Here is a 26,452-nt window from a genome sequence, read left to right on the forward strand (position 1 = left end):
CGGAATGCATGATAAAATGGAATGTTTATTCTGATTAAAGGCCATTTCGTTGCTGCACCATGCTTTTTATACGCTGGGTGAGCAGGAGGCTTTGTGCAATTTCCTCACCGAAACGGTTCAGGGCATGGTCAATCAGCACCTGTTTACTGTCAGCACCAAGTTTGAGCATCCAGCAACGCCAGAGTTCGTGGAAGGTTGCTTCGCCAGATAGTGGCTCAATGTAAGTTTTCCAAACATGATCCAATTCGTGGTGCTGCGACCGTAGGTATTGAACATCCTCGCTGGTAAAATCCCAAAACAGACGGGTTAGGCAGTCAACGATTAGCACGGAGTCAGAGATAGCAGAATGGATAGGATTTATACAGATGGTTTGTTTTAGGGGTAATCTATCACAATATTAGTTACGTCCGATAAGAAAAGTTTATCGGACATAAAATTTACCTACTATCTTGCATACAGTGATCTTATTGCTATCTTAGAACAGCTATACGCTACGTCCACGTTTGTCTTCGGTGACGAATTTTACACTCATCATCACATGAACAAAGAACAGTTTACACTTGACTACCGCGCCCCTAATGGCTTTCCTAGTTCCTGCCTCATTACCGTTTACCGGGATATTCCGTTGGTGATAGCTTCTGAGACGGGCGTAGGGATGAGCGTTACCAATGCAGCGGAGCTAATTGCTACGGAAGTCGTCAACCGCTGCAACCTCGATTCAACACGTTTACTATTCATTGAGCATTATCCTGAGAGTCAGCGGCCAAAGCCATACGGCGAGTCGTTCGACCTTGTCACATTTACCTGGGATGGCCCAACTGCTCGTAATCCTGCCTGGCGCAACCTGCTTAACAACGAATTTGGACAGATCTTACAAGCCATCGAGACATAGGTCTCATAAGCAGTTTAGCCACTCTTCTGCTTCTTGGGTTTGGGGCCCGATGGGTCTTTGAACAAAATCCCGGCGATATAGCGCGTAGGTGTAGTGGTTACCGTAACCGCTCCGTGCGTTATCATGCTATCTAAGCGAAGAAACTCATTAAGGTACTGCTCACTACTGAGAATCGTTTTCTTCTGACTATCTGTAAACTGATAATTGTAAAGGAACTCAGCCGCCTTCTTTTGTTTGTCAGCAAATGACAGCTCACTGGCTTTCTGCAAATCCTTGTTAACAAGCGCGTAGTACGTCGCTTTCGGACTGGTCTTGCTCTTTCGGCGAATGATAAAGTTGAGCCACTTTACCGCCCGGCCCTCTTTCTGCTCCGTGATAACAATATCGAGGTACGTCTTCCGATTAATTTCAGAAAGTGCATTCGACAGGATCATCTGTTTAAAGTTCGAGTAGCGGACATATTTCTGAGCATTGAGTAGTTCACGAAGCTCTGTCACCTCGACTCGCCAAAGGCCAGTATCAATGAAGCGGGTCAGGCGTGGAAACAGCAGTTGTGAGTATTCGCTACTCAGGGAAACGGCCGCACTCAGTTCGTACTGTGAGTAACCCTTACTCAAGTCAATAAAGTAAGGCAACACCATCGAATTGACGACGATATCAAAATAGCCCTTGTGAGACTCATAATGAATGTAAGGGATTGGAACGATAAAGGTATACTTGCCCCGGTCCTGGTCGAAGATTTTGATCTTCCGCGAAGTGACCCGATCCAATATTTTTAAAATGACATTCGTCTGCGCGTGTGAATTTTCTCCAACAAAAACATCTGAGTAGTGAATACGAAACTGTCGGTCCTCAACACGGTAGGACTTAACGTCAAATGTCTGTTCACCTTTCAGTGCCTTGAGAATATTCCAATACAAGCGACGCTCATGAAGCGAAAACTCGGACCGCCCCAGCAGCAATGTGAGTGGTTCACGAATAACTATCTCCTCGTTCATAAGCCTAAGTAGAGACAACTAAATCACAAAAGCAAGACTAATCAAAATGCTCTTGCCGGTGTTTGCATCAAAAATTGGGTCTTTCACACTCTAAGATCTTGCCGTAATTAGGTTAAGTTACTGACTATCAACATTTTACCTTCACAAAATATGTGTAAAAAATTAAACATTTAAACCGCTTATTTCTTGCCTGAAAGATCATATCGACTCTTCACCCTTTAGAATATTACATCTTACTCTACTTTATTGCCTCTCGACTTAAATTCATTGCCTTTCCGACTTAGATCTATTGCCCATGCAACTCTAAGCTATTGCCTTTAGGGTCAAATGTTGACTTATTTTCATTGCCTTACTACTTAAATTTATTGCCTTACTACTCTAATCCATTGCTATTGATACACTTATCCACATCGTTACTATTTATTAATCAGTAGTTTAACATAGTTTTACCCACAGTTACTATTATCAATCTCAGAACAATTTTAAAAAATACAATTATTGATTCTTGAGGTTCGGCAACGAGAGGTGTTTGCTAAAAAAATCCAATAAATAGTGCGGAGCCATCAAAAAGATTTGGTTGAGAGAACATATTAAGTTTACTTTAAAAGTAAACTTATACAACCACTACAATTGCTATTTATGGCTTCTGAAGAATCATCCCGTAAACGAAAGGCCTACGAACCGGCTGATTACGCTCGCCAGTTACGAGCACTCACTCAACTAATGATGGTAGTCAATAAGCTCCAACCAGATCGTAATACCTGGGACATTGAGGGTGAATGGAACGGAACCGGTGTCATCTACTTCGTAGATGCGCGCGATCAGTCACTTTTTGCTGATTACGAACACTTTGACTGCCGTACTATCAAACTGGTCAACTTTGGCCAGCCAGCAACCCGATTGACGTTTTTCAAGAAACACAAGTATATTCTGCTAAAGAATAATGATTTGACTCGAGACGATAAGGAAGAACGCGTCAGCAACTACATCAATGAATTAACTGTCAAGCGGGCTATCAAGCTGGATAAGATTGACAAGCTAACCGGTTCTGCTCTTTCGGATGAGCGTGGTAAGATTGGCATGATGGAACAGGAGATCAAGACATGGCAAGAAGTCTTGAATAACCTGGACCACTACGATTTTGCAGTTTCTAACTACAAGCGGGACTATCAGTACGTAACGCTTAACTATAAGTATCGTAGCTCAGAGCAGGAATTTGCCAATGCACAGGAACACCTGCTAAACCCCCAACGGGATGGTCAGGGCGTTATAACGCAGCAGCGTTATAATCTCATTTTCGTAGACACCCGTGAGATCAGTCGTGAGCATCCCCACCAGCACAAGGAAATAGAAAACTTTTTGAACAATTTCAGCCTGATTACCCAGACCGGAAAGCAGCAGCTCTACGCCCGTCCCAAACCGCCGGAACCGCTTGACGAAGAATTGGGAGTAATTCCTTCTTTGTCTCAAACAAACAAAAACAAGCCTGAGCAAGATTTTCCCCAAACGCTGTTCGATTAGCATCTTTAGATGCTTTTACAAGTTATTGATACTCAATAATATCGAAAAAAAGGTAATTATTTAAATAATTTAGATAATCACAGAGCTATAAAAAACGTTAGTCTATTATGTTGATGTTGTAAATAGAGTAAATCTTACTGTTTTTTATGTCTTTTGCTTCCCTATTTGTCAAGCTGGCCCTGCCAGTAAGTACAGTAGCGTTCGCCAACCTTGCAACCGTAACGGCTCCCGCTACATTGTTGAATGTAAAGAGCTTAGCCCCAGATTCTACGCTGACAGTCCCCATTGAGGTTCTCAACAAGAATAGGCTTCCGACAGTGACCATAGAAAAAGAGGTTGCTATACCTCAGGGGTACGCCTACGTAGAGCATAGCCTGTCACTGGTAAGCGCGTTTCCAATAGAAGGAGCTGAGCAATCTGCTGACTGGATCACCGGTCCCAATCATACCTGGAGCATTTATACGAAACTGGAAATGAACTGCAAGCAACCTGAACATATTTTGATCAGAGCAACTGCGGCACCAGGCCGAAAAAACGAAGAAATCGGCGCACAGGCGGTATTGTTGGTTGGCATCCGCAGACTTGGTAAAACGAATTAGTATCACCCTTACTTAAAGTTTACCAGTGGTGTCTTTTCTACACAAGGACGCTCAAAGGGTCATTGCCTTTCGGCGTCCTATCACCTGGAAAAGGGTGTTGTGGCATGTTATTTTTTGGGGCTTGAGCTGCGTATTAACGCTAAGCCAGTTTCGACGTGCCTTCGCTGACCAACCCAACGATGAACTCTTATACGTTGTCAATGCGCATCACTTTCTAACGACCCTGCTATCGTTTGGACTACTGGGTTACGTGCTGATTCCACAGATACTTTATAAACCGCGTAGCTTAGTTCAGCACCTGCTGCTGACGGCGGGAGCATTAGGTGGATACTATGGCCTGATGTGTCTCAACACGTACAGTTTACTGCGGCTGGCGCAGGCGCATTATGCTCCTCTGCCTAAGTACCTTGCCCGACGAGTTGACCTCTTTATGCAGGCACGGTGGTACGATTACCTCATCGATCCGTCGATCCTGTTTTTTGTCTTTGGGTTATTCATTTCCTACATTCTGATTCCTCTCTTAATTAAAGCGATACGGGATGGATATGCCCGAAACCAAGCTCAACTGGCGATTGAGAAGGAGCGGCAACAACTGGAACTGAACAACGTTCTGCTCGAAAAGGAGAATGCTACAAAGGATTTACAGTTTCTACGGCAGCAGATCAATCCGCATTTCCTGCTGAATGCGTTCAACAACATTTATGCTCTGATTCATAGACGGGATAGCCGGGCCGCCGAAACATTGGCCAATCTCTCAACGCTGATGCGTTACACGCTTTACCGTACCAGTCAGGAGTTTGTACCTCTGCACGATGAACTGCTTTTTCTTCAGGGGTATATCGACATGGAACGGATTCGACATTCACAGCCCGAGGCTGTCGAGTGTTCGCTACCGGAACCAACCGAACCGATGCGGCAATGGCTAATTCCTCCCCTGCTGCTGGTAACGTTCGTCGAAAATGCCTTTAAACACGGGCTAAACGCCGTTTATGAAGGCGGGTGGGTACAAATCAGTCTAATTACAGAATTAGCCGACACCGGTATCCTGGCCTTTACGGTAGCTAATAACAAAAGTGAAACGTCGGTCAGTCCGACTATCGATGGCGGCATCGGACTCACTAATGTCAAACGCCGGTTAGCGTTGCTTTACCCGGAACAAAATTATGAATTGGTTTTACAAGATCAGTCGGAGCGGTATTACGTCCGACTGACTATTCCGCTCAAGAGAAAGAGCGAAACCATTGCAACTCATGAATACGTACCTACGCTGTTTACTAATTGATGATGAACCCCTGGCTCAGGAACTGTTGCTCGACCATGTTGCGCAGATTCCTAATCTGGAAATAGTCGGGGTGGCCAGTAATGCCCTACAGGCTATTGAATTGTATCAGTCTCTGAAGCCAGACCTGCTGCTACTGGATATTAACCTGCCCCGAATGAACGGTTATGAACTCCTCCGTAGTCTTCCGGGTAAAGCTCCCTGGGTCATCGTGGTATCGGGTTATCAGGAGTTTGCTTTCGAGGGCTTTGAGAATAATGTCGTGGACTTTCTGCTTAAGCCTGTCACGTTCAGCCGTTTTGTACGTGCCATTACGAAGGTACATGAGCGCATTCATGCAGTAGAAACGGGAGTGGCCGGGTCAGCTACAGTTGCCGCACCTGCATCTAGCCAATTGGCTATCAAGGAAGGCAAAACGATGGTGAACGTGGCGTGTCAGGACATTATCCTTGTCGAGGCTATGAGCGACTATGTCAAGATCACGCTGGCTGATCGGACCCTGGTCAGTCATCAGCGGGTTTCAGCTCTGGAAAAGCTACTGCCTGCACCCCTGTTCATCCGAGTCAGTCGGTCGTTCATTGTCAATACGGCCAGAATCCGGCAGGCGGATGGTCAACAGATCGAAATGCAGAGTGGTCAGCGCGTTCCGGTTGGCACTACGTACCGCTCTGTGGTCAGCAACATCATCCGAATGGCCCTTTAATCGTGCGAGTACCTGTTTTTTTTTATTGTTCACTTTTTCACTTTTTAACCCATGTCAACTTCTGCAAAACGTCTGAAAACTAAGGCGGTTGGAACCCGGATGCCTGTATCAAACCCCCGGCCCGTTAAGTACCCAACGACGATTGATTTAACCATCATCTTCACTTGTTAATCAGTCAAGGCCCGTCGGTAGTGTACTGACGGGCCTTATTGTACGTGCTGCTTTTATGCGTCTGAAGCTTGTTACCCATTCGTTCGCGCTGGTTCGCTCCCCTCTCCTACCCATTGATTCATCACTCAACCAGTTGCCTCTGACCGAAGAAGAAACCGATCAAGTGCTGTGGAACTGGCTGAACCAGTTGGCAGTGGAACAGGCGTTACAGATTGCTTCTCCCACTCTACACAAGGTATGGCTACGCTGGCAGAAACAACCGGCAGTATTGCCAGGTCAGGATGCCCGGCTGGCGTTGTGGCGGTACATCTTGCGGATGAGTAGCCGGAGTACGCCTTTTGGCATGTTTGCTGGTGTGAGTGTGGCTACAGTTGGTACAGAAACTATCGGTACTGTGGGTAAGGACGTACCTGAGCTGTGTATCCGTCCGGATTCAGCCTGGCTATCAGCACTGGTTGACCGACTCGTTGAACAACCCCAGATTCGCCTGGCACTTCGCTACAAGGTTAATAACAGCCTGTATCGGTTAGGCACGCAGCTTCGATATTCAGACTATACCCTACAGGCGGGCCAACGGACCTTCTACATTAACTCCGTAGAGTGTGATGACACAATCGAAGCCGTGCTGAGTTTCGTCCATGCTTGCGCTGAAGGGGCGCAGGGACGCAGCATCGTGGCTTTCCTTATCGACACTATCAGGGAAGAGCCAGAAGTTGCTCAGGTGCTGGTGGATGAACTAATCGATGCCCATATCCTGATTAGTGAATTGGAATCATCGATCACCGGAGATGATACTTTCGGGCAACTACTCCAACGTCTTACTGACATACCTGCAGCTCAGTCGTTAACATCCGAAATCAGAGTGATTCAGGAGCAGCTACAAAGAGGGACTGTAACCACGCTGGTAACTCATCATACAGAAGAACGGATGCGAAAACAGGTCGGTGAAGGCTATACCGAGAAGGGAGTATGCCAGATTGACCTATTTCGACCTACAGAGGAAGTAATACTGAACCAGTCGGTTGTTGAGCAACTTGGCCAGGAACTATTACAACTGAGTTCCCTACGCAATGACAATCAGTCGCAAGCTCTGTCGTCGTTCGCTCAGCGACTGAACGACCGCTACGGAAGTCAGGCAGTACCCCTGTTAAAGTCACTTGATCATGAAACCGGCATTGGGTACGGCGATTCAGGGCCTCGGGCTGGTCAGTTGTCGCTATTGAATTCACTGAATGATCAAGCTATCCCTGTAGCACCCAAAGCTGACCGTTTGGACGGGTTGCGGCTTGATAAACTAACGGATTTTCTGGAAACAGGACAGTCTATTCAGCTTATTACTGATGAAGACCTGAACAAAACGGCACAGTCGGTCCCAGACAAGCCGTTGGCCCGTAGCTGGGCTGTTCTGGGTGAGTTGTATGGAGCCGATGAAACAGCAATTGACGCTGGCCACTACCAGTTTCTGCTAAAAAGCGTATCAGGCCCTTCTGCGGCTTCTCTAATGGCCCGGTTTGGTAGCCACCACCAGACATTGACCCATCAGCTCAGGCAACTCACCGATTGGGAGGCTCAACAGTGTTCCAATGACCTACTGGCCGAAATCGCCCATTTACCGGCAGGGCGTATGGGGAACGTACTAAGTCGCCCGGCCCTACGGAGGTACGAAATCCCCTACGTTACTCCCTCCTCCGTTGACGACACGTACACAATTGCGCTGGAAGACCTTTGGGTGAGGACAATAGATGGAACAACAGTTGAACTCTGGTCTAAGCGGTATAATCAAAGAGTAATGCCGCGTAATACCACTGCCCACAATTACCATCAGTCCGACGATGTGTACCGATTTCTCACTGACCTGAGCCATCAGGATGAGGGATTCTCGATGCGTTGGTCGTGGGGTATGTTGGACGGTCAGCCCCGGCTGCCACGAATCGTTTATAAGCATCTTATTCTGGCAAGAGCGCAGTGGAGCCTCACCCTACGGGAACACTGGCTATCGGCTACAGTGATGGCTGACGACCTTCAGCAATGTCTTTCGCTTCCCCGGTTGATTACGTTGGTAGAAGGTGACCACGAGCTGCTACTCGACCTGAGTAGTCCACCCTGCCAACAGATATTATTTGCCGAATTGAGCAAGCGCGACAGCGTTCGCGTTGCTGAGTGGCTTGGTAGTCCGGCGCAGTGCTGGCTCAGCCGTGCCGGGCAGCGGTACTCAAGTGAATTAGTAATTCCATTTGGGTTGCCGCAGGCTCCGCCCCCACCCCGGCACTCTCCGTTTAGGGTCGACACTACTCAGATACATCGTTCCTTTGGGCCAGGCAGCGAGTGGCTGTACGTGAAGGTGTACGTCGGCGAGTTAACCGCCAACGATGTGCTGAGACAAGTAGTAGGCCCGATGGTTACGAGAGCGATGGCGGAGCAGTGGATCGACCATTGGTTTTTTATTCGATATTACGACCCCGAACATCACCTTCGACTCCGTTTTCATGGCTCGGAAAGTACCTATCACCTCATTCTGACGGAACTTACCCGGCAACTGGCTCCGTGGCAGGAAATGGGCCTAGTACACTCTACCGTTGTCGATACATACCAACGTGAGTTAGAACGATACGGCCACCTGACTATCCCCCTCACCGAACGATTGTTTTGGCGGGATAGTGAATGGAATCTTTTGTGGATTAATCAATTGGCAGCACTCGATGAGGATATGCACTGGTGGGTAGCGTGTGAACGGGCAGATCAGTTACTTGATGCGTTTGGTCTATCGGCTTCCCAAAAGCAAGAGTTGATAGTACAGCTTCAAGTTCGTTTTCTGAGTGAAAACAAACAGAATCACATGTTACGTAAAGAGTTGAACACGCAGTATAGAGCCTGGCAGGAACGTGTTGCTGGTTGTTCATTGCCCGACGTACAATCGGTAGAAGATTGGCGACCACTTGTCGAGCAGATTCAGCAGATTCGTAGGCAGGACGATGCACAAACTCCTGATTTTACAGAGTTTGTACGGTCAATACTTCATATGCTGTTCAACCGGTTTTTCGTGAGTAATCAGCGCATGAGTGAGGGCGTGGTTTACCACTTTTTAGTACGGAGGTACGCGACAGAATTAACCAGAAAGTTTAGTTCTACTACACAAGTCTACTAAATAATCACTCACCAGAAAAGCCACGCTCATTGATTCTGAACGTTGCTTTTTCGAGCTACCAGGTGTGCTGTTTTGATCACCTGATTTACACAGACCGCGCTATTTTCTCCAATACCCGGTGGCTGTCCCCAAACTTGCACAGCGCGTCGCAATGGGTACGTAGCTCCGACATCAGTATATAGCGGATCGGTGTATTTGTCTGTCTGATGGAAGGACGAGTTAGCTGCATCTCAACTTCTTTGCGTCGGCTGTCGGGAACGACTAAATACAACGCCGTAGCGTGGTCGGGTAGGGAGCAGGTTAAATCGGTCAGGCGCAGGATACCCGAGTAGATCGACGTACTTTTCTCTACCTCGAAGGCGCAGATGATACGTCCTGTTCCTTTCTCTAACCACACAATATCAATCAGACTGATGGTTTGGGCGGTTTCGGGCGCAACGGGGAGCTTAGGTAAGTTGGGCAGGCTCAGAAACGAAAACGAATGGCCGTTGTATTGTCGGGACATATCGTTTCGGGCAGCCGCGACATCGTACCCTAATGCCCGCCCAATGGTCAGCAGGTGATACTGCATCTCGCTGTGCGTTTGCTCCTCCTGTTGTTCATTGACGATTTCCTTGTGACGCTTAGATAGTTGTTTTTCGACTTTTTCGCGCTCAACAACGGGTTGGTCAGCTAGACCTGGCACCAGTACATTGCCAGCTCCAATCTCGAATAACAGGCCCGCCAACGCGCCTAAGTCATTCGATAAAACGTGCCGGTATTCAGTATTTACCGCCATCATCTTGTCCCGAATAGCTAAATACTCCGACCACGACCCCAACTTACGTCGCTCGTTGAAGAGTCGGTTGTACCCGTTGATGATGGCCGTATTAAAGGGCGGTACCCAGGTCGGATGCAGGAAGTAGAGGATGTTGGCTACGGCAGGCCCTAAGCCCTTTATCTTGTACGCATCAAGCCGTTTTATCTCGTTCACAACCGTTTCGGGCTTAGTCGCCTTCAGGCAGCATTCCAGAAACTGGCCGAAGTACCGCTTATGGTCCTGATTCTCGTAAATATCCGGGATGCGTAGCTTCGGCTTCCAGTAAAACGGATGGGATGCTCCCTCAAATAGTTGCTTCTGCTCGGTGATGCAACTCAGCACAAATTCGAGTGAACTACCCTTGAAGTCGTTTGGAAAGGAACCGTCTTTGATATCGCTGACAACCTGCGACACCCCACGCCGGATAGAACGGAACGCTTTCAGGCGGTCTTCATTGTGGAGAAACCAGCTTTGATACGTCAGGTCAGGATTCTGTTTGTACTCGTCAATCAGGCCAGTTAGAGAAGAAGCAGGCATAGAGAGGATCAATGAGCCATTAATAAATGGCTAAGTTGAACAATGTACACCGATTTGCCAAGCCGTCGTTGACAACAGATGCTGTCGACCACCCTAAAAATTCTGTAATCCCATAGGGGTAATCTTGTAATAACCAGTCTGGGTAGTCGGCGGTTAATCAATGACGCAGTAAGCGTACTCAACGTATATGAAAAATTCAATTCAACGGGCAACGTCTGTCTTGTTCCTGGCAGGGATCATGCTGGCTTGCGACACCAAAGAAGGCCTACAGCCGCAGGCCCATGATGCCAATGTGTATCAACAAATCAACCATCGCATGATGGCAGAGATGGACAAAATGGTGGATACTAATGACCCTGACCACGATTTCTCGATGATGATGCGGATGCATCATCAGGGGGCCATTGATATGTCGAATGAAGAACTTAAATCAGGCGATAACCAGGCTATGAAGACGATGGCGGAACAGGTAATCACCGCCCAAACTTCGGAAATCAGCCAGTTTAGTCAATTCCTACAGGCGCACACACCAGTTCCCATTGCGGCCGGTCCAACGTACAATGCAGAAGAAATGGAGTCGATGATGAAAATGATGCGGGCGCAGGATGTCCGTATCCTTACGGGTGATTCTGATGTGGACTATGCCCAGCTTTTGATCGATCATCATCAGAGTGCCCTGGAAATGGCAATGTCAGAGCTTAAATACGGTGATGATGCCCAGATCCGGCAAATGGCCACGAAGATCATCGAGGACCAGAAGAAAGAAATTGGTATGCTGCAAGACTGGCTGAAAACCAACAAAAATTACTAATTGCTAATCTGCCAGTGTTTACGCTGGCCTAATCAACGTTTCCCTTTATGAAAACTAATTCGTTTCAGATGGTGGCAATTGGTGTAGCCATGTATTTAGCGCAGGCATCTATTGCGCAAACCGGGCAGATGTCGGCCAGCAATGCCATGATGAAGTCTATGCAATCGGGCATGACCAAGATGATGGGCATGAAAATGACGGGCGATCCCGATCATGATTTCGCTATGATGCTCAAAATGCATCACCAGTCGGCCGTCGATATGGCCGACCTGGAAACTAAGCAGGGGACTAACGCGCAAGTAAAGGCATTAGCAACCCGGATCAAGGCTACCAACCAGATTGAGATTAAGGAACTTGATCAGTTCCTGAGCAGCCATAAACCCATGCCGTCGTCGTCAACGTTGGGGAAAACGGGCATGGAGATTATGCACAGTGGTAAACACTCCATGAACGGCAAAACCGACCACGACTTCGCCAGTATGATGGCGCAGCACCATCAACAGGGTGTAGATATGGCTCGGGCGTTCCTGAAAGAAGGAAAAACGGCAACCATGAAGAAGATGGCTAACAAGGTCATCAACCAACAAACGAAGGAGATTGGCGAGTTGAAAAAGCTGGAGACCAGTCTGAAAGGGTAATTAAACTAATTGCTACAGAAGCGACCCGCTTAGTCTATTCAGATTGAGCGGGTCGCTTCTGCTTTTACTGATTAGAAATTATAGCCCAGTCCGCCCCCAGCCGTTTGATAACGGGTGTCGTAGTCGGTATGAATAAACAGGTTTTTGGTGACGGTGTATTGCAGTTCAATGTGCGCCCGCACGTAGCCGCCCACCAGCCATTGCGTTTGATACTGAAAATCTAACCGGGGAAACAACATTTGTTGGCCACTAAGCTGAAAGCGGACGTTGCCCCGTATGTCAAGTTTCACCTCGGACTGAATCAAAAACGGCAGCATGTACCGAATACCCGCCACAGCCCGAACAATACGCCGGTCACCTATTGGAAGGCTACCGTCCTGGGAACGTACCCGGCGCAGAAATTCTTCGTTACCCCCGTCGATACCGGCAAAAACGCGGAACCAGTCGCCAAAATATCGCTCGTAGTCCAGGTCGAACTCGAACCGATTCGTGCGCCAGTCGTGGTCGCCACCCGCGACGATAGCGTTTTTGTTGTTGGAGACGTTGACACTGAAATAGTTGATGGGATAACCGGGCTGTAGGTAGCCCCAGACAAACGGTTGATTGTCGCGCATATCGCGCAGGTGTAGCTTTTGAATAGCCGCGATTGATGAATCCGGTTTGTCGCCATAACTGACCACGCGGGCCATCCCGCTGAGCATGTGATAGAGCAGGTGACAGTGAAAAAACCAGTCTTTATCGTCGTCGGCCATAAACTCGATGGTGACGCTCTCCATTGGTGACACGTTCACCGTATGCTTGAGGGGCGAGTACTGCCCTTGCCCGTTCAGAACCCTGAAGTAATGCCCGTGCAGGTGGATGGGGTGCATCATCATGGTGTTGTTCATCATGCGGATACGCACGATTTCACCCCGCCGTATCTGGATCATGTCTGCCCGTGACAGGGGTTGCCCGTTGAAGCCCCAAATGTAGCGGAACATATTCCCCGTCAGGGTCAGCGGGATTTCCCGAATCGGGCGGCTGGTAGGAAACACGATGGGTTCGGGCGATTTGAGAATGCTGTAGTCGATGGTGCTCTGCTCGTCCATCATACTCATGCCTCGGTCCGACCGGTCCGCCGACGCGGCATCGGCCATGCCGCCGTGATCCATACCCTGCATTCCTGCCCCATTACCAGACATGTTATCCATATTCATCTGGCTGTGGTCCATTTCTGCCATGTCATCCGGCTTTTTGCTGTCTGTTTTCTTAGCGGGTACTGAATCCATTTTCATGTTCATGCCACTGTGGTCCATTCCAGCCATTGAGCCAGCCGCTTTCATTGGCTTAGTGGCCTTTTTTGTCGAAGCCGACTTCTTTGCTGACGGCTTTTGACCCATATCCATCTGGCTATGATCCATGCCTCGGTCCGACGTTTCGGCCATCGAATCGAACTTTTTAGACGTAGCGGGTGCCGGTTTTGCTGGTTTGGTCTGTCCCATATCCATCTTACTATGATCCATTTGGTCCACAGCAGACTCCGCTTTACCGGATTTGGAACCCATGCCAGGCATGTCGTGCATCATGGGGCCGTTCATGTCCATATTAGCCTGGGCGGTCGTATCGGTTTTCCCCATGTTCATCGTACCCATGCCCATGCTTCCCATCCGGCTCATATTGGCCGTTAACTTGTAGAGGTCAGGGCGGGGAATGGCTGGGGCGTATTTTGCCAGACCGCTGCCTAGCAGTGCCGTTGCGTAGCCCGATCCGTCCTGAGCCGAAGCCCGCACTTCAAAGGCACCTCCCTGAGGAACAGTGACTATAAAATCGTAGGTCTCTGCAATAGCGATCAGCCGCCGGTCAACCTCCACAGGTTGAACATCGAGGCCATCGGCGGAAATCAGTTTCATGGCACCACCTGCATAATTAACATGAAAGTACGTAGATGCACTGGCGTTAATAACCCGCAACCGTACCGTTTGACCAGCCTTAATTTCCGGGTAGCGAACGGTATCTTTCCCGTTAATGAGAAACCGATCATAATACACATCCGAAATATCCATCGGGGCCATTTTCATCATCGACTGTCGCAAGTACGCCCCCACCGCTCTGTGTTGAATAATACGGTTGAGCGATTGGACATTGCCTTTTTTGATGGAGTACCACTCGTTGCGCCGTTTCAGGTTCTTTAGAATGTAAGCCGGATTCTCATCCGTCCAATCCGATAGCAACAGCACCAAATCATGATCTACTTTATAAGTAGGCTTTTGGGGCTGGATGGCGATAGAGCCGTATACCCCAACCTGCTCCTGATAGCGGGTATGGGAATGGAACCAGTACGTACCTGACTGGACCAGTGGGTATTCAAACGTGTAGGTGCTGCCCGCGTGAATGGGCGGTGTATTCAGGTACGAAACACCATCTTGTTTGTTAGGCAGCAAGAGGCCGTGCCAGTGCAGGGAGGTTTCTGTTTTTAACTTGTTGTGTACCCGAATCACGGCCACGTCGCCTTCCGTAAACCGCATCGTCGGGCCGGGTATGCCTCCATTGATGGTCATGGCCTGCTTTGACTTGCCCGTAATGTTGACTGCCTGCTCATCAATCGTCAGGTCATACTCGACCCGCTTGCCGGTGGGTTTTACGCGGGCAAGTGCCTGTGGGCGGGACACCGGCAGTGACGTGTTGACCCGTGGGAAATTCGAATTCGACTTGTCGGGGCTATACGGCTGCTCAACCGGTTGGTTGGTCGTACCGGATGTGTGCTGCAGATGTTGCGCGTATCCGGTACTCCAAAGCAGGAGATTGACAGCCGTAAATAAGATATTTTTCATTGTTGGACGCATTGTATCTATACTAAAAAAAGCGGCTTTACCAGACGGGAGAGCCGCTTATCGTATTGGGTTGAGGTGGTTTTAAACCGTTTGGAGGTCTTGACAAAGCGGCTACTCCTTGTCGAGTTCGGCTAATTTGTTCTTCATCTGCTTGATTTCCTTCTCCTGAGCCGTGATGATCTCGTCTTTCAGCCTGATAAGTTCAGGGTCTTTCAAGTCAGCCTCTTTGGCCATCAGGATAGCGGCTGCGTGGTGCGGGATCATGGATTTGACAAACTGCCGATCTGATACAGCCGTTTGCTGACGGATGGACAGAAAAAAGCCGACAAGGGCCACCGCACTTACAGCGATGATGATGGCGTTGCGCCGTTTATCCATGTACATCGCCGACATCAGCAGGACTTCAATGATAATCATGGGCATCGTCATCAGGCCGGCCATGTAGAACTGATTGACGTTCGGAATGACGTTGGCAAATCGGTCAACCATCGAATACATCAGGACGTACATGGATATAAAGGACAGGACACCCATGATAGCCAGCTTTCCATACGGTTGCCCGTTAGCAGCCCCATGATTGGACATGATGTGACCCGGTTGAGAATATTGGGCGTGGCCCGTGTGTTGCTTATGCGCTTCCATAATTTGATCCGTTGAGTATCATTAAAACAAATAAGCAGGCCCAGCGTCTGCCGGGCCTGCTTACAAGATTCAGACCGAATGGTTGCAAAACTTTTGGAAATCAGGTCGGACGGCACCGCAACGGTGGACCGCCCCGCGTCGTTACGGCCTTGCAATCGGTTCGGCCTTATACCCCGCCTTTTCAATGGCCTTCTTTACCACCTCACCGATTCGGTTATCGGTAGTCTGCACGGTCAGAATTTTGTCAGGATTGGCCGTATCCACATTCCAGCCATCGAGTTGCTCAATGGCATTCAGATAGGGCGTGACTGCGGCAATACACCCACCGCATTTGATGTTAGTTTTGAAATTTAAGGTTTCCATAATAGTTACTTTTTAGTTGAAAATTAGCTCGATTTATTAACGGGTAGATTAGGTCAGAGTTTAGCCGCCCGCAGTCGCAGGCTGTTACTTACGACTGACACCGAACTAAGAGCCATCGCGGCCCCGGCAATCATTGGGTTCAGTAGGAAGCCATTAATCGGATATAATAGCCCGGCTGCTATCGGGATGCCAATGAGGTTATAAATGAATGCCCAGAACAGATTCTGCCGAATGGCCTGAACCGTTTTCTTCGATAGTTGCAATGCTCTTGGTACGCTATTTAAGTCGGAAGTGATGAGCGTCATTTTGGCTACGTCCATCGCAATGTCGGAGCCGTGTCCCATGGCAATACTGACATCAGCCTGAGCCAGAGCCTGCGAGTCGTTAATACCATCGCCGATCATGGCCACTACCTTGCCCTTTGCCTGAAGTTCTTTCACGAATGCGGCTTTGTCGGCGGGCAGGGCCTCGGCCCGGAAGTCACTCAGGCCAACGGCTTTGGCCACGGCTTCGGCGGTTTGGCGGTTGTCGCCGGTCATCATGTACACGGCAATACCTCGTTTTGTGAGCGTATCAATGGCTTCGCGGGAGGTTTGCTTCACCGGGTCGGCGATGGCCAGCACCGCCAGAACGCGGGTTTGATCGGCGAAATACACAACCGTTTTCGCTTCATTTTGCCAGCCAGTTGCCAATTGCTGAACGGCAGGATCAGCCACAATACCACGCTCAGTTAAAAGCCGGTAGTTACCCACGGCATATGTCCTGTTTCCGTAACGACCTGACACGCCCCTACCTGTCAAACTCTCGAATCCGTCAAGAGTCATGCCCTTGATACCCTTTACCCGTAGCCGCTCGACTACCGCATCGGCCAGTGGGTGTTCAGACTGGGATTCCAGCGCGTACAGTATTGACGAGAGGTGAGTTACCTCATCGTCGCCCACCTGCCAGGCAAGATCCGTTACAGTTGGTTTGCCTTCTGTAATGGTTCCGGTTTTATCCAGCACGACGGCGTTCACCTTATAGCCCAATTCCAGACTCTCGGCATCTTTGATAAGTATATTATTGTCGGCTCCTTTGCCTACGCCGACCATAATGGCGGTGGGTGTGGCTAGCCCCAGCGCACAGGGACAGGCAATAACCAGTACTGTTACTGAAGTCAGCAGGGCGTGCGTAAAAGCATTCTCCCCTCCCAGGAGCATCCAGACCACGAATGTCAATAAGGCAATGCCAATGACTACTGGTACGAAGATACCGGCAATTTTATCCACCAACTTCTGAACGGGTGCTTTGCTGCCCTGGGCTTCCTGCACCATGCGGATAATTTGCGCCAGTACGGTTTCACCCCCCACTTTTTGTGCCGTAAAACGGAACGCCCCTTTTTGATTGATAGTCCCGGCAAAGACCGCTTCGCCAACCCGCTTCTCAACTGGCACCGGCTCACCAGAAATCATGCTTTCGTCTACAAACGACGTACCTGATTCGACAACGCCATCCACCGGGATTTTCTCGCCCGGACGAACCACGATAAGTTGTCCGACACGTACCTGAGCAATAGGTAAATCGCGTTCACTACCCTCCTCGACAATACGTACTGTTTTGGGTTGCAGGCCCATCAGTTTCCTGATCGCCGACGAGGTATTCGATTTGGCCCGTTCTTCAAGCAGTTTGCCCAGCGAGATGAAGGCGATCACGACCGCAGCCGCTTCAAAATAAACGTGCGGGTGTTGCCCCCGGTTGTGCCAGAACTGAGGATATAGTGTATTGAAGGCACTAAAGAGAAAGGCGATCCCGGTTGACAGAGCTACCAGCGTATCCATATTGGCCTTACCGTGGCGGGCCTGCTTTGCGGCATTCACAAAGTAAGACCGGCCCAGCCAGAACACCACCGGAGCCGACAGAGCCATCATAATCCAGTTGGCGTAAGGTAGCGGTCCGGCGTTCCGGTCCATAAAGAACATCCCCAGCACGACTACCGGAACTGATAGGATACCCGCCCAAATCGTTCGTTTTTTCAGGGATTCGTAATGCCGCTGCTGTGCTTCCTGTTGTACCGCCTGTGGGTCGTCCACATCAACTACCAGATCGTAGCCAATGGATTGCAGAACCTGCTGCATTCCAGCCGGGGTAATCGCTTTGGTATCGTACTCAACTGTAGCCGATTGGTTGGCGTAGTTTACGATAGCTTTAGTGATGCCGGGCGTATTACCAAGCATTGACTCGACACTAACGGCGCAGGCCGCGCAGGTCATTTCCAGTACTGGAAACGTTTGGCGGGTTAGCTTAGCCGGAGTTGCGGATTTTGTATGAGCAGTGATGGACTGAGTTGTCATCATCGTTTCGTCAATTTGTTTGACAAAGGTCGCCCTGCCTGCCGCCCCCTTCGTTATACAATTACCCCGACCACTTGTGAGATTTCAAGCTGATTGCTCGGTACTCTGCTGCACGGCTTTTTTCTGCTGACGTACCTGCCGAAAATACGAAGGGGTCAAACCGGTTTGCTGCCGGAACTGGTTAGAGAGATGTTGCACGCTGCTGTAACCGGTGCGATGGGCAATTTCGGTGAGTGTCTCGTCCGAATACACCAACCATTCTTTCACCTTGTCGATACGCCGGCCAATGATATACCGTTCCAACGTGATGCCCTCTGTTTTTGTGAACTGTCCACTGATGGTGTCATAATCTATGCCCAGCGCGTTCTGAATCTGAGCTGACAAGCGGAGTTTGCTTTCACTCAGGTCAGCAGCTTGTGCGAAATAGGCATCGACAAACGTTTTGGCTCGCTGGTGAACACTCACTTTGGGCTGGTCCTCAAGCAGACTAAATCCCTGCTTCAAGAGAATGGTTTGAATGCGATCAAGGTCATTCGACGTTATCGAATCTCTCAGTGTAACCTGTCCTAACTGAACGTCAAGGACATCGAAACCAGCCTGGGTCAGTTCGTTCCGAACCACGTCGATGCATCGGGCGCATACCATGCCCCGAATTCGTAGCAGACCCGACTGGTGTTTTGCGTTACCAGCGTACTGGTCCTCCGGTTGAACCAATTTTGTCCTTGTTGTCTCCATCTCTATCAGGCACTACTTCATCGGGTCGCCGAGTGGTTGAGTACCTATACGATAACAAACAAAGCTATGCGTATGAGCGATGACGGGGCTTGCAAAATTCGGGCTTGCCCTTGCAGAATTTTTGTAGTACGCTCCTTTTTAGCATTCAGCGAGTTAAATAGAATAAGACAGCGTGTTTTACGCTATCAGAATGCGCAAGTAGAGCTAACACAATTAGGAACATGACATACCAGTACCGGTATACGATACATGGCTTGACGACCAACGAGCAGGCCGAAGCCATCCGAAACAGGCTGGTTGGTCAGCAGGGCATCATCGATGCCTTGCTGACAATTGACCCACCCGAAGCCATACTGACGGTTAAACAGTCTCCTTCTGTGGCCGACATACAGCAATTAGTGTCAACGGTTGGGTCATTTCACATAATGGAAATCCATGATGAACCGTCCCCCATACATGCCCACCGTCAGGCAAGCAAGTCGCCTGTCGATCAAATGCATAATCATGAGACGCATGGCAACCACGCAGCGTCTGCTGCCGAATCACCCGCTGAACAGCAAGCCCTGCAACACATCGGCCACGATGGGCACAGTGGCCCCGACAATCCCGAACAGCATCAGGGCGGAAGCGGAATGGAACATAAGTCGATGAATCACGCCACGATGGATCATTCCAGGATGGGGCAGGGCAAGCCGGGCGGTCATGGTAGCCACGGCGGGCACGATCACGGGGCCATGATTGCCGATTTTTTACGGCGGTTTTGGGTATGTCTTGCCCTGTCGGTGCCGGTTGTTATCCTGTCGATGATGTTTCGCGATCTGACGGGTTACACGCTTGACTTTCCCTACCGAAATGGAGTTGTGCTGGTGCTTGCGTCCATCATTTATGGCTATGGCGGCTGGCCATTCCTGACGGGTATGATAGGCGAATTGCGAAATCGGCAGTTAGGTATGATGACCCTTGTTGCTGTAGCGATTACAACTGCCTACGTTTACAGCATCGTTGTGCTGGTGGGGTGGTTGAGCGGGATGGATTTCTTCTTCGAGCTGGCCACCCTGATCGACATTATGCTGCTGGGGCATTATTTCGAGATGAGATCGGTTGCCGGAGCCTCACGTTCGTTAGAACTGATCGTACAGATGTTGCCTTCGGATGCCCACAAAGTGAGTGGCGATACCATCAGCGACGTAAACGTTACGTCGCTGACCATTGGCGATGTGGTGCTGGTTCGGCCCGGCGAACGCATCCCGACGGATGGCGAAGTGGTCGAGGGAAATAGTGCGGTGAACGAAAGCATGTTGACAGGCGAGAGTGTGCCGGTGCAAAAAGCCCTGCGCGATACGGTCATCGCCGGAGCGGTCAACGGAGAAGGGGCACTCAAAATCAAAGTCACTCATCGGGGAGAAGATAGCTACCTCAATAAAGTGGTCAAAATGGTCGAAGAGGCCCAGACCGCCAAATCGCAAACCCAGACACTGGCTGACCGGGCAGCAGGCTGGTTGACCATTATCTCCCTGTCAGTGGGGTTAATAACGCTCGTGACCTGGCTTTGGCTGGGTAAAGACGTTGCCTTTGCCGTCGAGCGGATGGTAACGGTCATGGTGACGGCCTGCCCCCACGCGCTGGGTGTGGCCATTCCGCTGGTCGTAGCCATCTCAACGGCCATCTCAGCCCAGAAGGGGCTACTCATTCGCAACCGGACTGCCTTTGAGGAAGCCCGAAAAATTACCGCAATGGTCTTCGATAAGACAGGTACGTTGACCGAAGGGGAGTTTGGCGTTACCCGCATCAAGATGTTAGCTGAAGGTATAGATGAGGCTACTTTGTTAGGGATGACAGCCGCTTTAGAACAACAGTCACAACACCCTATTGCTCAGGGCATTGTTCGCGAAGCCCAAAAAAGGAATGTAGCGTTGCCACCAATCAGCGGCTTTCAATCCATTACGGGTAAGGGCGTTTCAGCCACGGTAAACGGAAAATCGGTTGTGGTCGTCAGTCCTGGCTATCTGAAAGAAAAAGGGATCGAACTGCCCGCCGATGCGACTGGCAGTAAAGCCGAAACGGTAGTATTCGTGCTGATAAACGACCTACTGACGGGGTACATTGCCTTAGCTGACCGCATCCGGGATGATTCCAAAGAGGCCGTTCGACGCTTACAGGAATCGGGTATCAAGGTTTACATGGCCACTGGCGATAACCAACGAGTAGCCGATGCTGTCGCTACCGAATTGGGGTTGGATGGGGTATTTGCCGAGGTGCTGCCCGACCAGAAAGTAACCATCGTAAAGGACTTACAGGCGAAAGGCCAATTTGTAGCTATGACCGGCGATGGGGTAAATGATGCCCCCGCCTTAGCCCAGGCCAACGTAGGCATCGCTGTAGGATCTGGCACCGACGTAGCCGCCGAAACCGCCGACATCATCCTGGTCAACAGCAAACCGACCGACATTACTAACCTGGTCGAATTTGGGACGGCAACGTACCGCAAGATGATTCAGAACCTGTTTTGGGCAACGGGTTATAATGTGATTGCCGTTCCGTTAGCTGCCGGGGTACTCTACCCCAATTTTGTGCTCAGCCCGGCCCTCGGTGCCGTCTTAATGAGTGCGAGTACAGTAATCGTAGCCCTGAACGCGCAGTTGCTGAAACGGAGTTTACGGGCGTAGCGACTATTTAGTTGTTGTTTGAATAACTTGTTTTCAATAGGTTGCTGTAGGCATCTAACTGCATACTTAGCCGTTGCCACGCTTCATCTTCGGACAACACGTCAATCTCAAATGAATAGTTCTCATCTTTCAGTACAGCCCGAAGCGTGGTATCGAATGCCTCGTCTGATGCGTATAATAAGTTGCCCCAAGCTACCATACGATTGGATTTTATGATATTCAAAGGTAAATGTTGCTGGAAATCAATTTATTGTAAGATTGCTTATGGCAGATTGTAAAATTCGTATAGACGGTCGAGTATTAATTATCTGAAGACAAAGTGTTGTTAAACACCTTAGCCAAACACCGATCAAGCTCCACTATCGACACGTACATATTGGCTTCTAATCCTTCAGCCCACCCTCCCGTTCCTGCCGGGCCGTGAAAGTAAGCGGAATAGCGTAGGCCGAGTTGCTCAGACATATTTCGGTAGAAATCGGGGAAATAAGTCGGTGCGAATAACTCGAACAGATGGGTACCCGGTTGGCACCAAAGAATATTGACGAACGAGGCCCCGTGTGGACCAATGATGAACTCAGCATTTTGGTAGATAGCCACCTGTTCAGCTACTGAACGCGGCTTGTCTTCGATCACCTCAATGTCATAGCGTCGCAACAGGTCAAGTAGCTCCGATTCGTTGAGCACCCGCCGACGACCCGCCCGGCTTATGTACACTCGATTGCGTTTCCCGGTCGGTGGGGGTAGCTTAGGTAAGATGTATTTGCGGAGCGCGTCGATGTCCCCTTTGTTTGGATAAAACCAGTGGCCCGTATTAGCCAATACACAGTATTCAAAACGTACCTGCGTCGTGCGGCTGTCCACGATACGGGCCGAATCGATATCTAGTAGGGAAAGATACTCTCGTTCGTAAGCGGTATCGAATAGGGGGTAAGCGAGGATAGCTTCGTTGAACGTGGTTTCGGGAATAGCTTCTTTTATGCGGCATAATTTTCCCGCCACTAACATCACGAAGTCAAAATAACCGCCCCAAACCACGCCATCCAGGTAATGACTCCAAGGGGCAATCAGGGTCTTGGTGCTGACTGGCTGGCGTTTTTGTCGGTGAAGGACATTTCGGAAGAAGTCATCGGTGTTGATATCCAGACAAAAAATATACTTCCGACTGCGGATGACCCCATACGGGAGTTGTCGAAGTGTTGCATTGAACTGCCCTAAAAGCCATACAGAAACAGGTTCAGTTTCTGACTGAATGGCGGGGAAATACACCTTGGCAGGATTGCTCAGGTCAGTGATCTCAGCGAGCGAGAGCGAATTCGCGGGGTACGTAAGGCGCTGATACGGTTCAAGCTGATAGGCTGTTTTTGGTTTGTCCAAAAACTGAAAGCCTAATTGGCGGTAGTACCAACGGGACCCTTTGCTTATCACCAGCTTAGCCAGTTTAGCAGGTATACGGCGAACGAGTTTTAAGCGGATCAACCAGGTTGCGTACCGGGCTGTTGGGGCGTAGGTAGCGGTCATGTTAGGTAAGCCTAGTCGGTTCAGCAAACGGAACAGCATCTTTTGGCGCGTCGTCTAGCCCAAAATGGGCCTGTTTTTGGTTTCTGAAATACGTGGCCAACGCCTGCTTGCCGAACTGATGGAACACCACTGGCGTAACGATGATGTCAAGCAGCGTACTCGACAGTAGCCCACCCAGAATAACCGTGGCTACCGGATACAGAATTTCCTTGCCAGCCGCCGATGCATCCAGCGTGAGCGGAATCAGGGCCAGCGCGGCTACTAAAGCGGTCATCAGCACGGGAACCAGCCGTTCCAGCGAACCCCGGATAATCATGTGTTCCGAAAACGTTTCGCCCTCCTGCTCGATGAGGTGGATGTAGTGCGAAATCATCATGATGCCGTTGCGGGAAGCAATGCCCGTCAGGGTGATAAAACCCACCAGCGTGGCCACCGAAAACGTACCGCCCGTCAGCATCACCGCCACCACGCTGCCAATGAGGGCCAGGGGTACGTTGAGCATAATTTGCAGAACGATACGCGACGATTTGAAGTGGCTGTAGAGGACCAGAAAAATGCCCAGAATGGAAAAGATACTGAGCAATCCAATCAGCCGAGTCGCTTCCTGCTGACTCTCGAACTGCCCGCCGTACTGCACAAAATAACCGGTTGGTAACTTCACGTCCTGCGCCACTTTCGTTTGTAGCTCCCTGACTGTACTACCCAAATCCCGGCCCTGTACGTTGCACGAAATCACGATTCGGCGAAGCGTATTCTCGTGCGAAATCGAGTTGATGGCACTGGTATAGGCAATGTCGGCCACCTGTTCCAGCGGAATGGCGTTCCCCTGTGAATCGCTGATCTCGGCGCGTTTAATTCGCTCAATATCAATCCGTTCGTCGTTTTGAACCCGAAGCAGAATATCGAATGTTTTGGGGCCGTCGAGTACCTGCCCCGTTACTTTGCCGTTATAGAATACCTCCAGGTTCTCCGCCACGCGGCCCGCCTGAATGCCGTAGCGTTGCAGGGCATCGCGTTTGAGTTTAACCACCAACTGCGGCACCATCACCTGCTTTTCAATCTGCACATCGACTACCCCCGGCACCGCGCCGATCACCTGCCGAATCCGGTCGGCGTTGGTGCGTAACTCGTTCAGGTCGTTACCGAAGAGTTTGATGGCCACCTGCGCCCGCACCCCCGACAGTAAATGGTCGAGCCGGTGCGAAATAGGCTGGCCGATGTTCACCGTTACGCCTTTCAACTGATCCATTTTCTGGCGGATGTCGGCCAAAATAGCCTCGCGTGAACGCTCTGAAGATTTCAGATCGACTTCAATTTCGGAGTTGGCGGGTGGTTCAGCATGTTCGTCCAGTTCGGCCCGGCCCGTCCGTCGACTCACATACTGCACTTCCGGCACCTGCATCAGCAGCTTTTCGCCTACCACGCCAATCTGGTTCGACTCGGCCAGGGACGTACCTGCCGGGGAAGAGAAGTTGATGGTAAAGGAACCTTCGTTGAAGGGGGGTAGAAACTCCGTCCCGAAAAACGGCACTAAACTCGCTGCGGCAAGAATGAGGGCAATGGCCACGCCCATAATAAGCCGAGGCCGCGCTAAGCCCCAGTGCAACAGGCGTGTATCCTTCCGTTTTAGCCAGCGCACCAATCCGCTTTCATGCTCCTCGTTATCCTCAGCGGTTAGGGTAACGGCGGTCGGCCGCTGCCGGCGCTTTTTCCAGAATTGCCACGGTGCCGCCGGTCCGCCGGTGCGGTTCGGACGAATAGGGCGGCTGGGATTGACCAGTAAATAACTGCACAGGGCGGGGGTAACAGTAAGCGACACCAGCAGCGAAGCCACAATACTGGTGATGTAGGCGATACCAAGCGGAGCGAAAATACGGCCTTCGATACCCTGCATGTAAAACAGGGGAATAAAGACCAGCACCACAATGATCGTGGCATAGACAATAGAGTTTCGCACTTCGGCACTGGCCCGATAAATGACTTCGAGGGTTGGGCGTGGCGTGGTTAATTGCCGGTTTTCGCGCAACCGACGGAAGACGTTTTCCACGTCCACGATGGCATCATCCACCAGCTCACCGATGGCGATGGCCAAACCGCCGAGGGTCAGCGTGTTGATCGAAATATCGAACGCTTTGAAGATGATGGCCGAGACGACCAGCGATAATGGGATAGCCGTCAAGGTGATGATCGTGGTGCGGAAATTCAGCAGGAACAGAAATAGCACGATTACCACCAGAATAAACCCATCGCGCAACGCATCCTCGACATTCTGAAGCGAGGTCTCGATAAAGTGCCGTTGCTGAAACAGGTTCGGGTTTATTTTGACATCGCCCGGCAGCGTTTTTTGCAACTCAGCCAGGGCCGCTTCCACCTTTTTGGTGAGGTCAACGGTGCTGGCTCCCGGCTGTTTCTCAACGGTCAGGACCACGGCGGGCTTGCCGTTCACACTGGCATCGCCCCGCTTAATCGCTCCGCCAAATTTAACCTCGGCAATCTGCGAGAGCAGTACAGGCAGGCCATTCCGGTTGGCTACCACTGTGGCTGACAAATCACTCAGCGACTGCACCCGACCGACGTTCCGAATCAGCACTTCGGAGCCGTAGCGGTCGAAAAAGCCGCCCGTCGTGTTCTGGTTGGTGCCTTGCATGGCTGCATCCACGTCGTCAATCGTCAGGCTATATTGCCGGAGTTTAGCCGTGCTGATGAGTACCTGATACTGCCGCCGTTCGCCCCCCATTGGAATCACCTGGGCCACGCCCCCAATGCTCATCAGCCGCCGACGAATTGTAAAATCGGCCAAGGTTCGCAGGTCGGCGGGGCTGGTGGTGTCCGCCGTCAGGCCCACGAGCATAATCTGGCCCATCACGGAACTGATTGGTCCCATGACGGGCGTGATGCCGGTGGGCAGTTGTACGGTCTGGAGTTTTTCGGCAGTCAGTTGCCGGGCGCGGTAAATATCAGTCTCCCACCCAAACTCCACAAATACCAGCCCCAGCCCCGGCGAGGCCACCGACCGCACAATTTCGACCCCCGGCGAGCCGTTGAGGGCCGTTTCGACGGGCAAAATCACCTGCGTTTCCAGTTCTTCGGGAGCCAGGCCGTTGGCTTCCAGAAATACCGTCACGCGGGGCCGGTTCAGGTCGGGCAATACATCGACGGGCAGGTTGACAACCGTATAAACCCCGTAAACCAGCACCAAAGCGGCAAACGCCACCACGAACAGCCGGTTGGCCAGCGAAAAATGAATGAGTCGATTGAGCATAATCAAATTACCCTCCCTCTCCTAGTGAAGGAG

20 protein-coding genes are annotated in these 26,452 nt (G+C 50.5%); 9 read left to right on the forward strand and 11 right to left on the reverse strand.

The window, feature by feature from the left end; translation table 11 throughout:
- Positions 1–34: 34 nt before the first annotated feature.
- Positions 35–328 carry a hypothetical protein gene (locus tag F7231_RS25475; protein WP_166694064.1) on the reverse strand — a complete coding sequence of 98 codons (294 nt, stop codon included), beginning with the start codon at positions 326–328 and terminating at the stop codon, positions 35–37.
- A 210-nt stretch (positions 329–538) separates the two neighbouring features.
- Here F7231_RS25475 and F7231_RS25480 point away from each other — a divergent pair, with 210 nt between their 5' ends.
- A complete protein-coding gene (locus tag F7231_RS25480) occupies positions 539–892 on the forward strand; it encodes a hypothetical protein (protein ID WP_166694065.1) in 354 nt (117 codons plus the stop codon).
- A 14-nt stretch (positions 893–906) separates the two neighbouring features.
- On the opposite strand, the gene F7231_RS25485 is transcribed toward F7231_RS25480, so the two are convergent.
- On the reverse strand, positions 907–1,890 hold the full coding sequence (locus tag F7231_RS25485; protein WP_166694066.1) for a replication initiation protein: 984 nt from the start codon (positions 1,888–1,890) through the stop codon (positions 907–909).
- Positions 1,891–2,529: 639 nt separating this feature from the next.
- Here F7231_RS25485 and F7231_RS25490 point away from each other — a divergent pair.
- From F7231_RS25490 to F7231_RS25510, 5 genes are all read left to right on the forward strand, one after another.
- On the forward strand, positions 2,530–3,411 hold the full coding sequence (locus tag F7231_RS25490; RefSeq protein ID WP_166694067.1) for a hypothetical protein: 882 nt from the start codon (positions 2,530–2,532) through the stop codon (positions 3,409–3,411).
- Between the two features lie 146 nt (positions 3,412–3,557).
- Positions 3,558–4,010: a hypothetical protein gene (locus F7231_RS25495; RefSeq protein ID WP_166694068.1), complete on the forward strand. Its 453-nt coding sequence runs from the start codon at positions 3,558–3,560 to the stop codon at positions 4,008–4,010.
- A gap of 121 nt (positions 4,011–4,131) precedes the next feature.
- Positions 4,132–5,292, forward strand: coding sequence for a sensor histidine kinase (locus F7231_RS25500; RefSeq protein WP_229370372.1), 1,161 nt, complete (start codon positions 4,132–4,134; stop codon positions 5,290–5,292).
- Positions 5,261–5,992 (forward strand): LytR/AlgR family response regulator transcription factor, encoded by a 732-nt coding sequence (locus F7231_RS25505; protein ID WP_166694070.1) that lies wholly within the window; start codon positions 5,261–5,263, stop codon positions 5,990–5,992. Before F7231_RS25500 ends, F7231_RS25505 begins: the two co-directional genes overlap by 32 nt.
- A 226-nt stretch (positions 5,993–6,218) precedes the next feature.
- Entirely contained in the window at positions 6,219–9,308 is a 3,090-nt protein-coding gene (locus F7231_RS25510) for a lantibiotic dehydratase (protein WP_166694071.1), read from the forward strand.
- A gap of 85 nt (positions 9,309–9,393) precedes the next feature.
- On the opposite strand, the gene F7231_RS25515 is transcribed toward F7231_RS25510, so the two are convergent.
- Complete coding sequence (locus F7231_RS25515) at positions 9,394–10,644, reverse strand: type II restriction enzyme NmeDI-related protein (protein ID WP_166694072.1); 1,251 nt, start codon at positions 10,642–10,644, stop codon at positions 9,394–9,396.
- Between the two features lie 187 nt (positions 10,645–10,831).
- Between F7231_RS25515 and F7231_RS25520 the strand changes: the two genes are divergently transcribed.
- Both F7231_RS25520 and F7231_RS25525 read left to right on the forward strand, forming a co-directional pair.
- A complete protein-coding gene (locus tag F7231_RS25520; protein ID WP_166694073.1) occupies positions 10,832–11,455 on the forward strand; it encodes a DUF305 domain-containing protein in 624 nt (207 codons plus the stop codon).
- Positions 11,456–11,502: 47 nt separating this feature from the next.
- Positions 11,503–12,093 (forward strand): DUF305 domain-containing protein, encoded by a 591-nt coding sequence (locus F7231_RS25525; protein ID WP_166694074.1) that lies wholly within the window; start codon positions 11,503–11,505, stop codon positions 12,091–12,093.
- Between the two features lie 71 nt (positions 12,094–12,164).
- Here the strand turns inward: F7231_RS25525 and F7231_RS25530 are convergent, their stop codons facing one another.
- The 5 genes from F7231_RS25530 to F7231_RS25550 all read right to left on the reverse strand — a co-directional run bounded on the left by F7231_RS25530 (position 12,165) and on the right by F7231_RS25550 (position 18,883).
- Complete coding sequence (locus F7231_RS25530) at positions 12,165–14,903, reverse strand: multicopper oxidase domain-containing protein (RefSeq protein ID WP_166694075.1); 2,739 nt, start codon at positions 14,901–14,903, stop codon at positions 12,165–12,167.
- 111 nt (positions 14,904–15,014) lie between these two features.
- On the reverse strand, positions 15,015–15,488 hold the full coding sequence (locus tag F7231_RS25535; protein ID WP_229370374.1) for a DUF305 domain-containing protein: 474 nt from the start codon (positions 15,486–15,488) through the stop codon (positions 15,015–15,017).
- Between the two features lie 198 nt (positions 15,489–15,686).
- On the reverse strand, positions 15,687–15,908 hold the full coding sequence (locus tag F7231_RS25540) for a heavy-metal-associated domain-containing protein (protein ID WP_166694077.1): 222 nt from the start codon (positions 15,906–15,908) through the stop codon (positions 15,687–15,689).
- A 53-nt stretch (positions 15,909–15,961) separates the two neighbouring features.
- Positions 15,962–18,241, reverse strand: coding sequence for a heavy metal translocating P-type ATPase (locus F7231_RS25545; protein WP_166694078.1), 2,280 nt, complete (start codon positions 18,239–18,241; stop codon positions 15,962–15,964).
- Positions 18,242–18,322: 81 nt separating this feature from the next.
- Positions 18,323–18,883, reverse strand: a complete 561-nt coding sequence (locus F7231_RS25550) for a helix-turn-helix domain-containing protein (protein ID WP_229370404.1) — start codon at positions 18,881–18,883, stop codon at positions 18,323–18,325.
- Between the two features lie 584 nt (positions 18,884–19,467).
- On the opposite strand from F7231_RS25550, the gene F7231_RS25555 reads away from it, so the two are divergent.
- Positions 19,468–21,639: a heavy metal translocating P-type ATPase gene (locus F7231_RS25555; RefSeq protein ID WP_229370406.1), complete on the forward strand. Its 2,172-nt coding sequence runs from the start codon at positions 19,468–19,470 to the stop codon at positions 21,637–21,639.
- A gap of 7 nt (positions 21,640–21,646) precedes the next feature.
- On the opposite strand, the gene F7231_RS25560 is transcribed toward F7231_RS25555, so the two are convergent.
- From F7231_RS25560 to F7231_RS25570, 3 genes are all read right to left on the reverse strand, one after another.
- Positions 21,647–21,838 (reverse strand): hypothetical protein, encoded by a 192-nt coding sequence (locus F7231_RS25560; protein ID WP_166694080.1) that lies wholly within the window; start codon positions 21,836–21,838, stop codon positions 21,647–21,649.
- Between the two features lie 101 nt (positions 21,839–21,939).
- Positions 21,940–23,157, reverse strand: coding sequence for a glycosyltransferase family 61 protein (locus F7231_RS25565; RefSeq protein WP_166694081.1), 1,218 nt, complete (start codon positions 23,155–23,157; stop codon positions 21,940–21,942).
- 1 nt (position 23,158) lies between these two features.
- Positions 23,159–26,419 (reverse strand): efflux RND transporter permease subunit, encoded by a 3,261-nt coding sequence (locus tag F7231_RS25570; RefSeq protein WP_166694082.1) that lies wholly within the window; start codon positions 26,417–26,419, stop codon positions 23,159–23,161.
- Between the last annotated feature and the right edge of the window lie 33 nt (positions 26,420–26,452).

The sequence above is a fragment of the Fibrivirga algicola genome, from assembly GCF_011742925.1.
Lineage (GTDB): Bacteria > Bacteroidota > Bacteroidia > Cytophagales > Spirosomataceae > Fibrella > Fibrella algicola.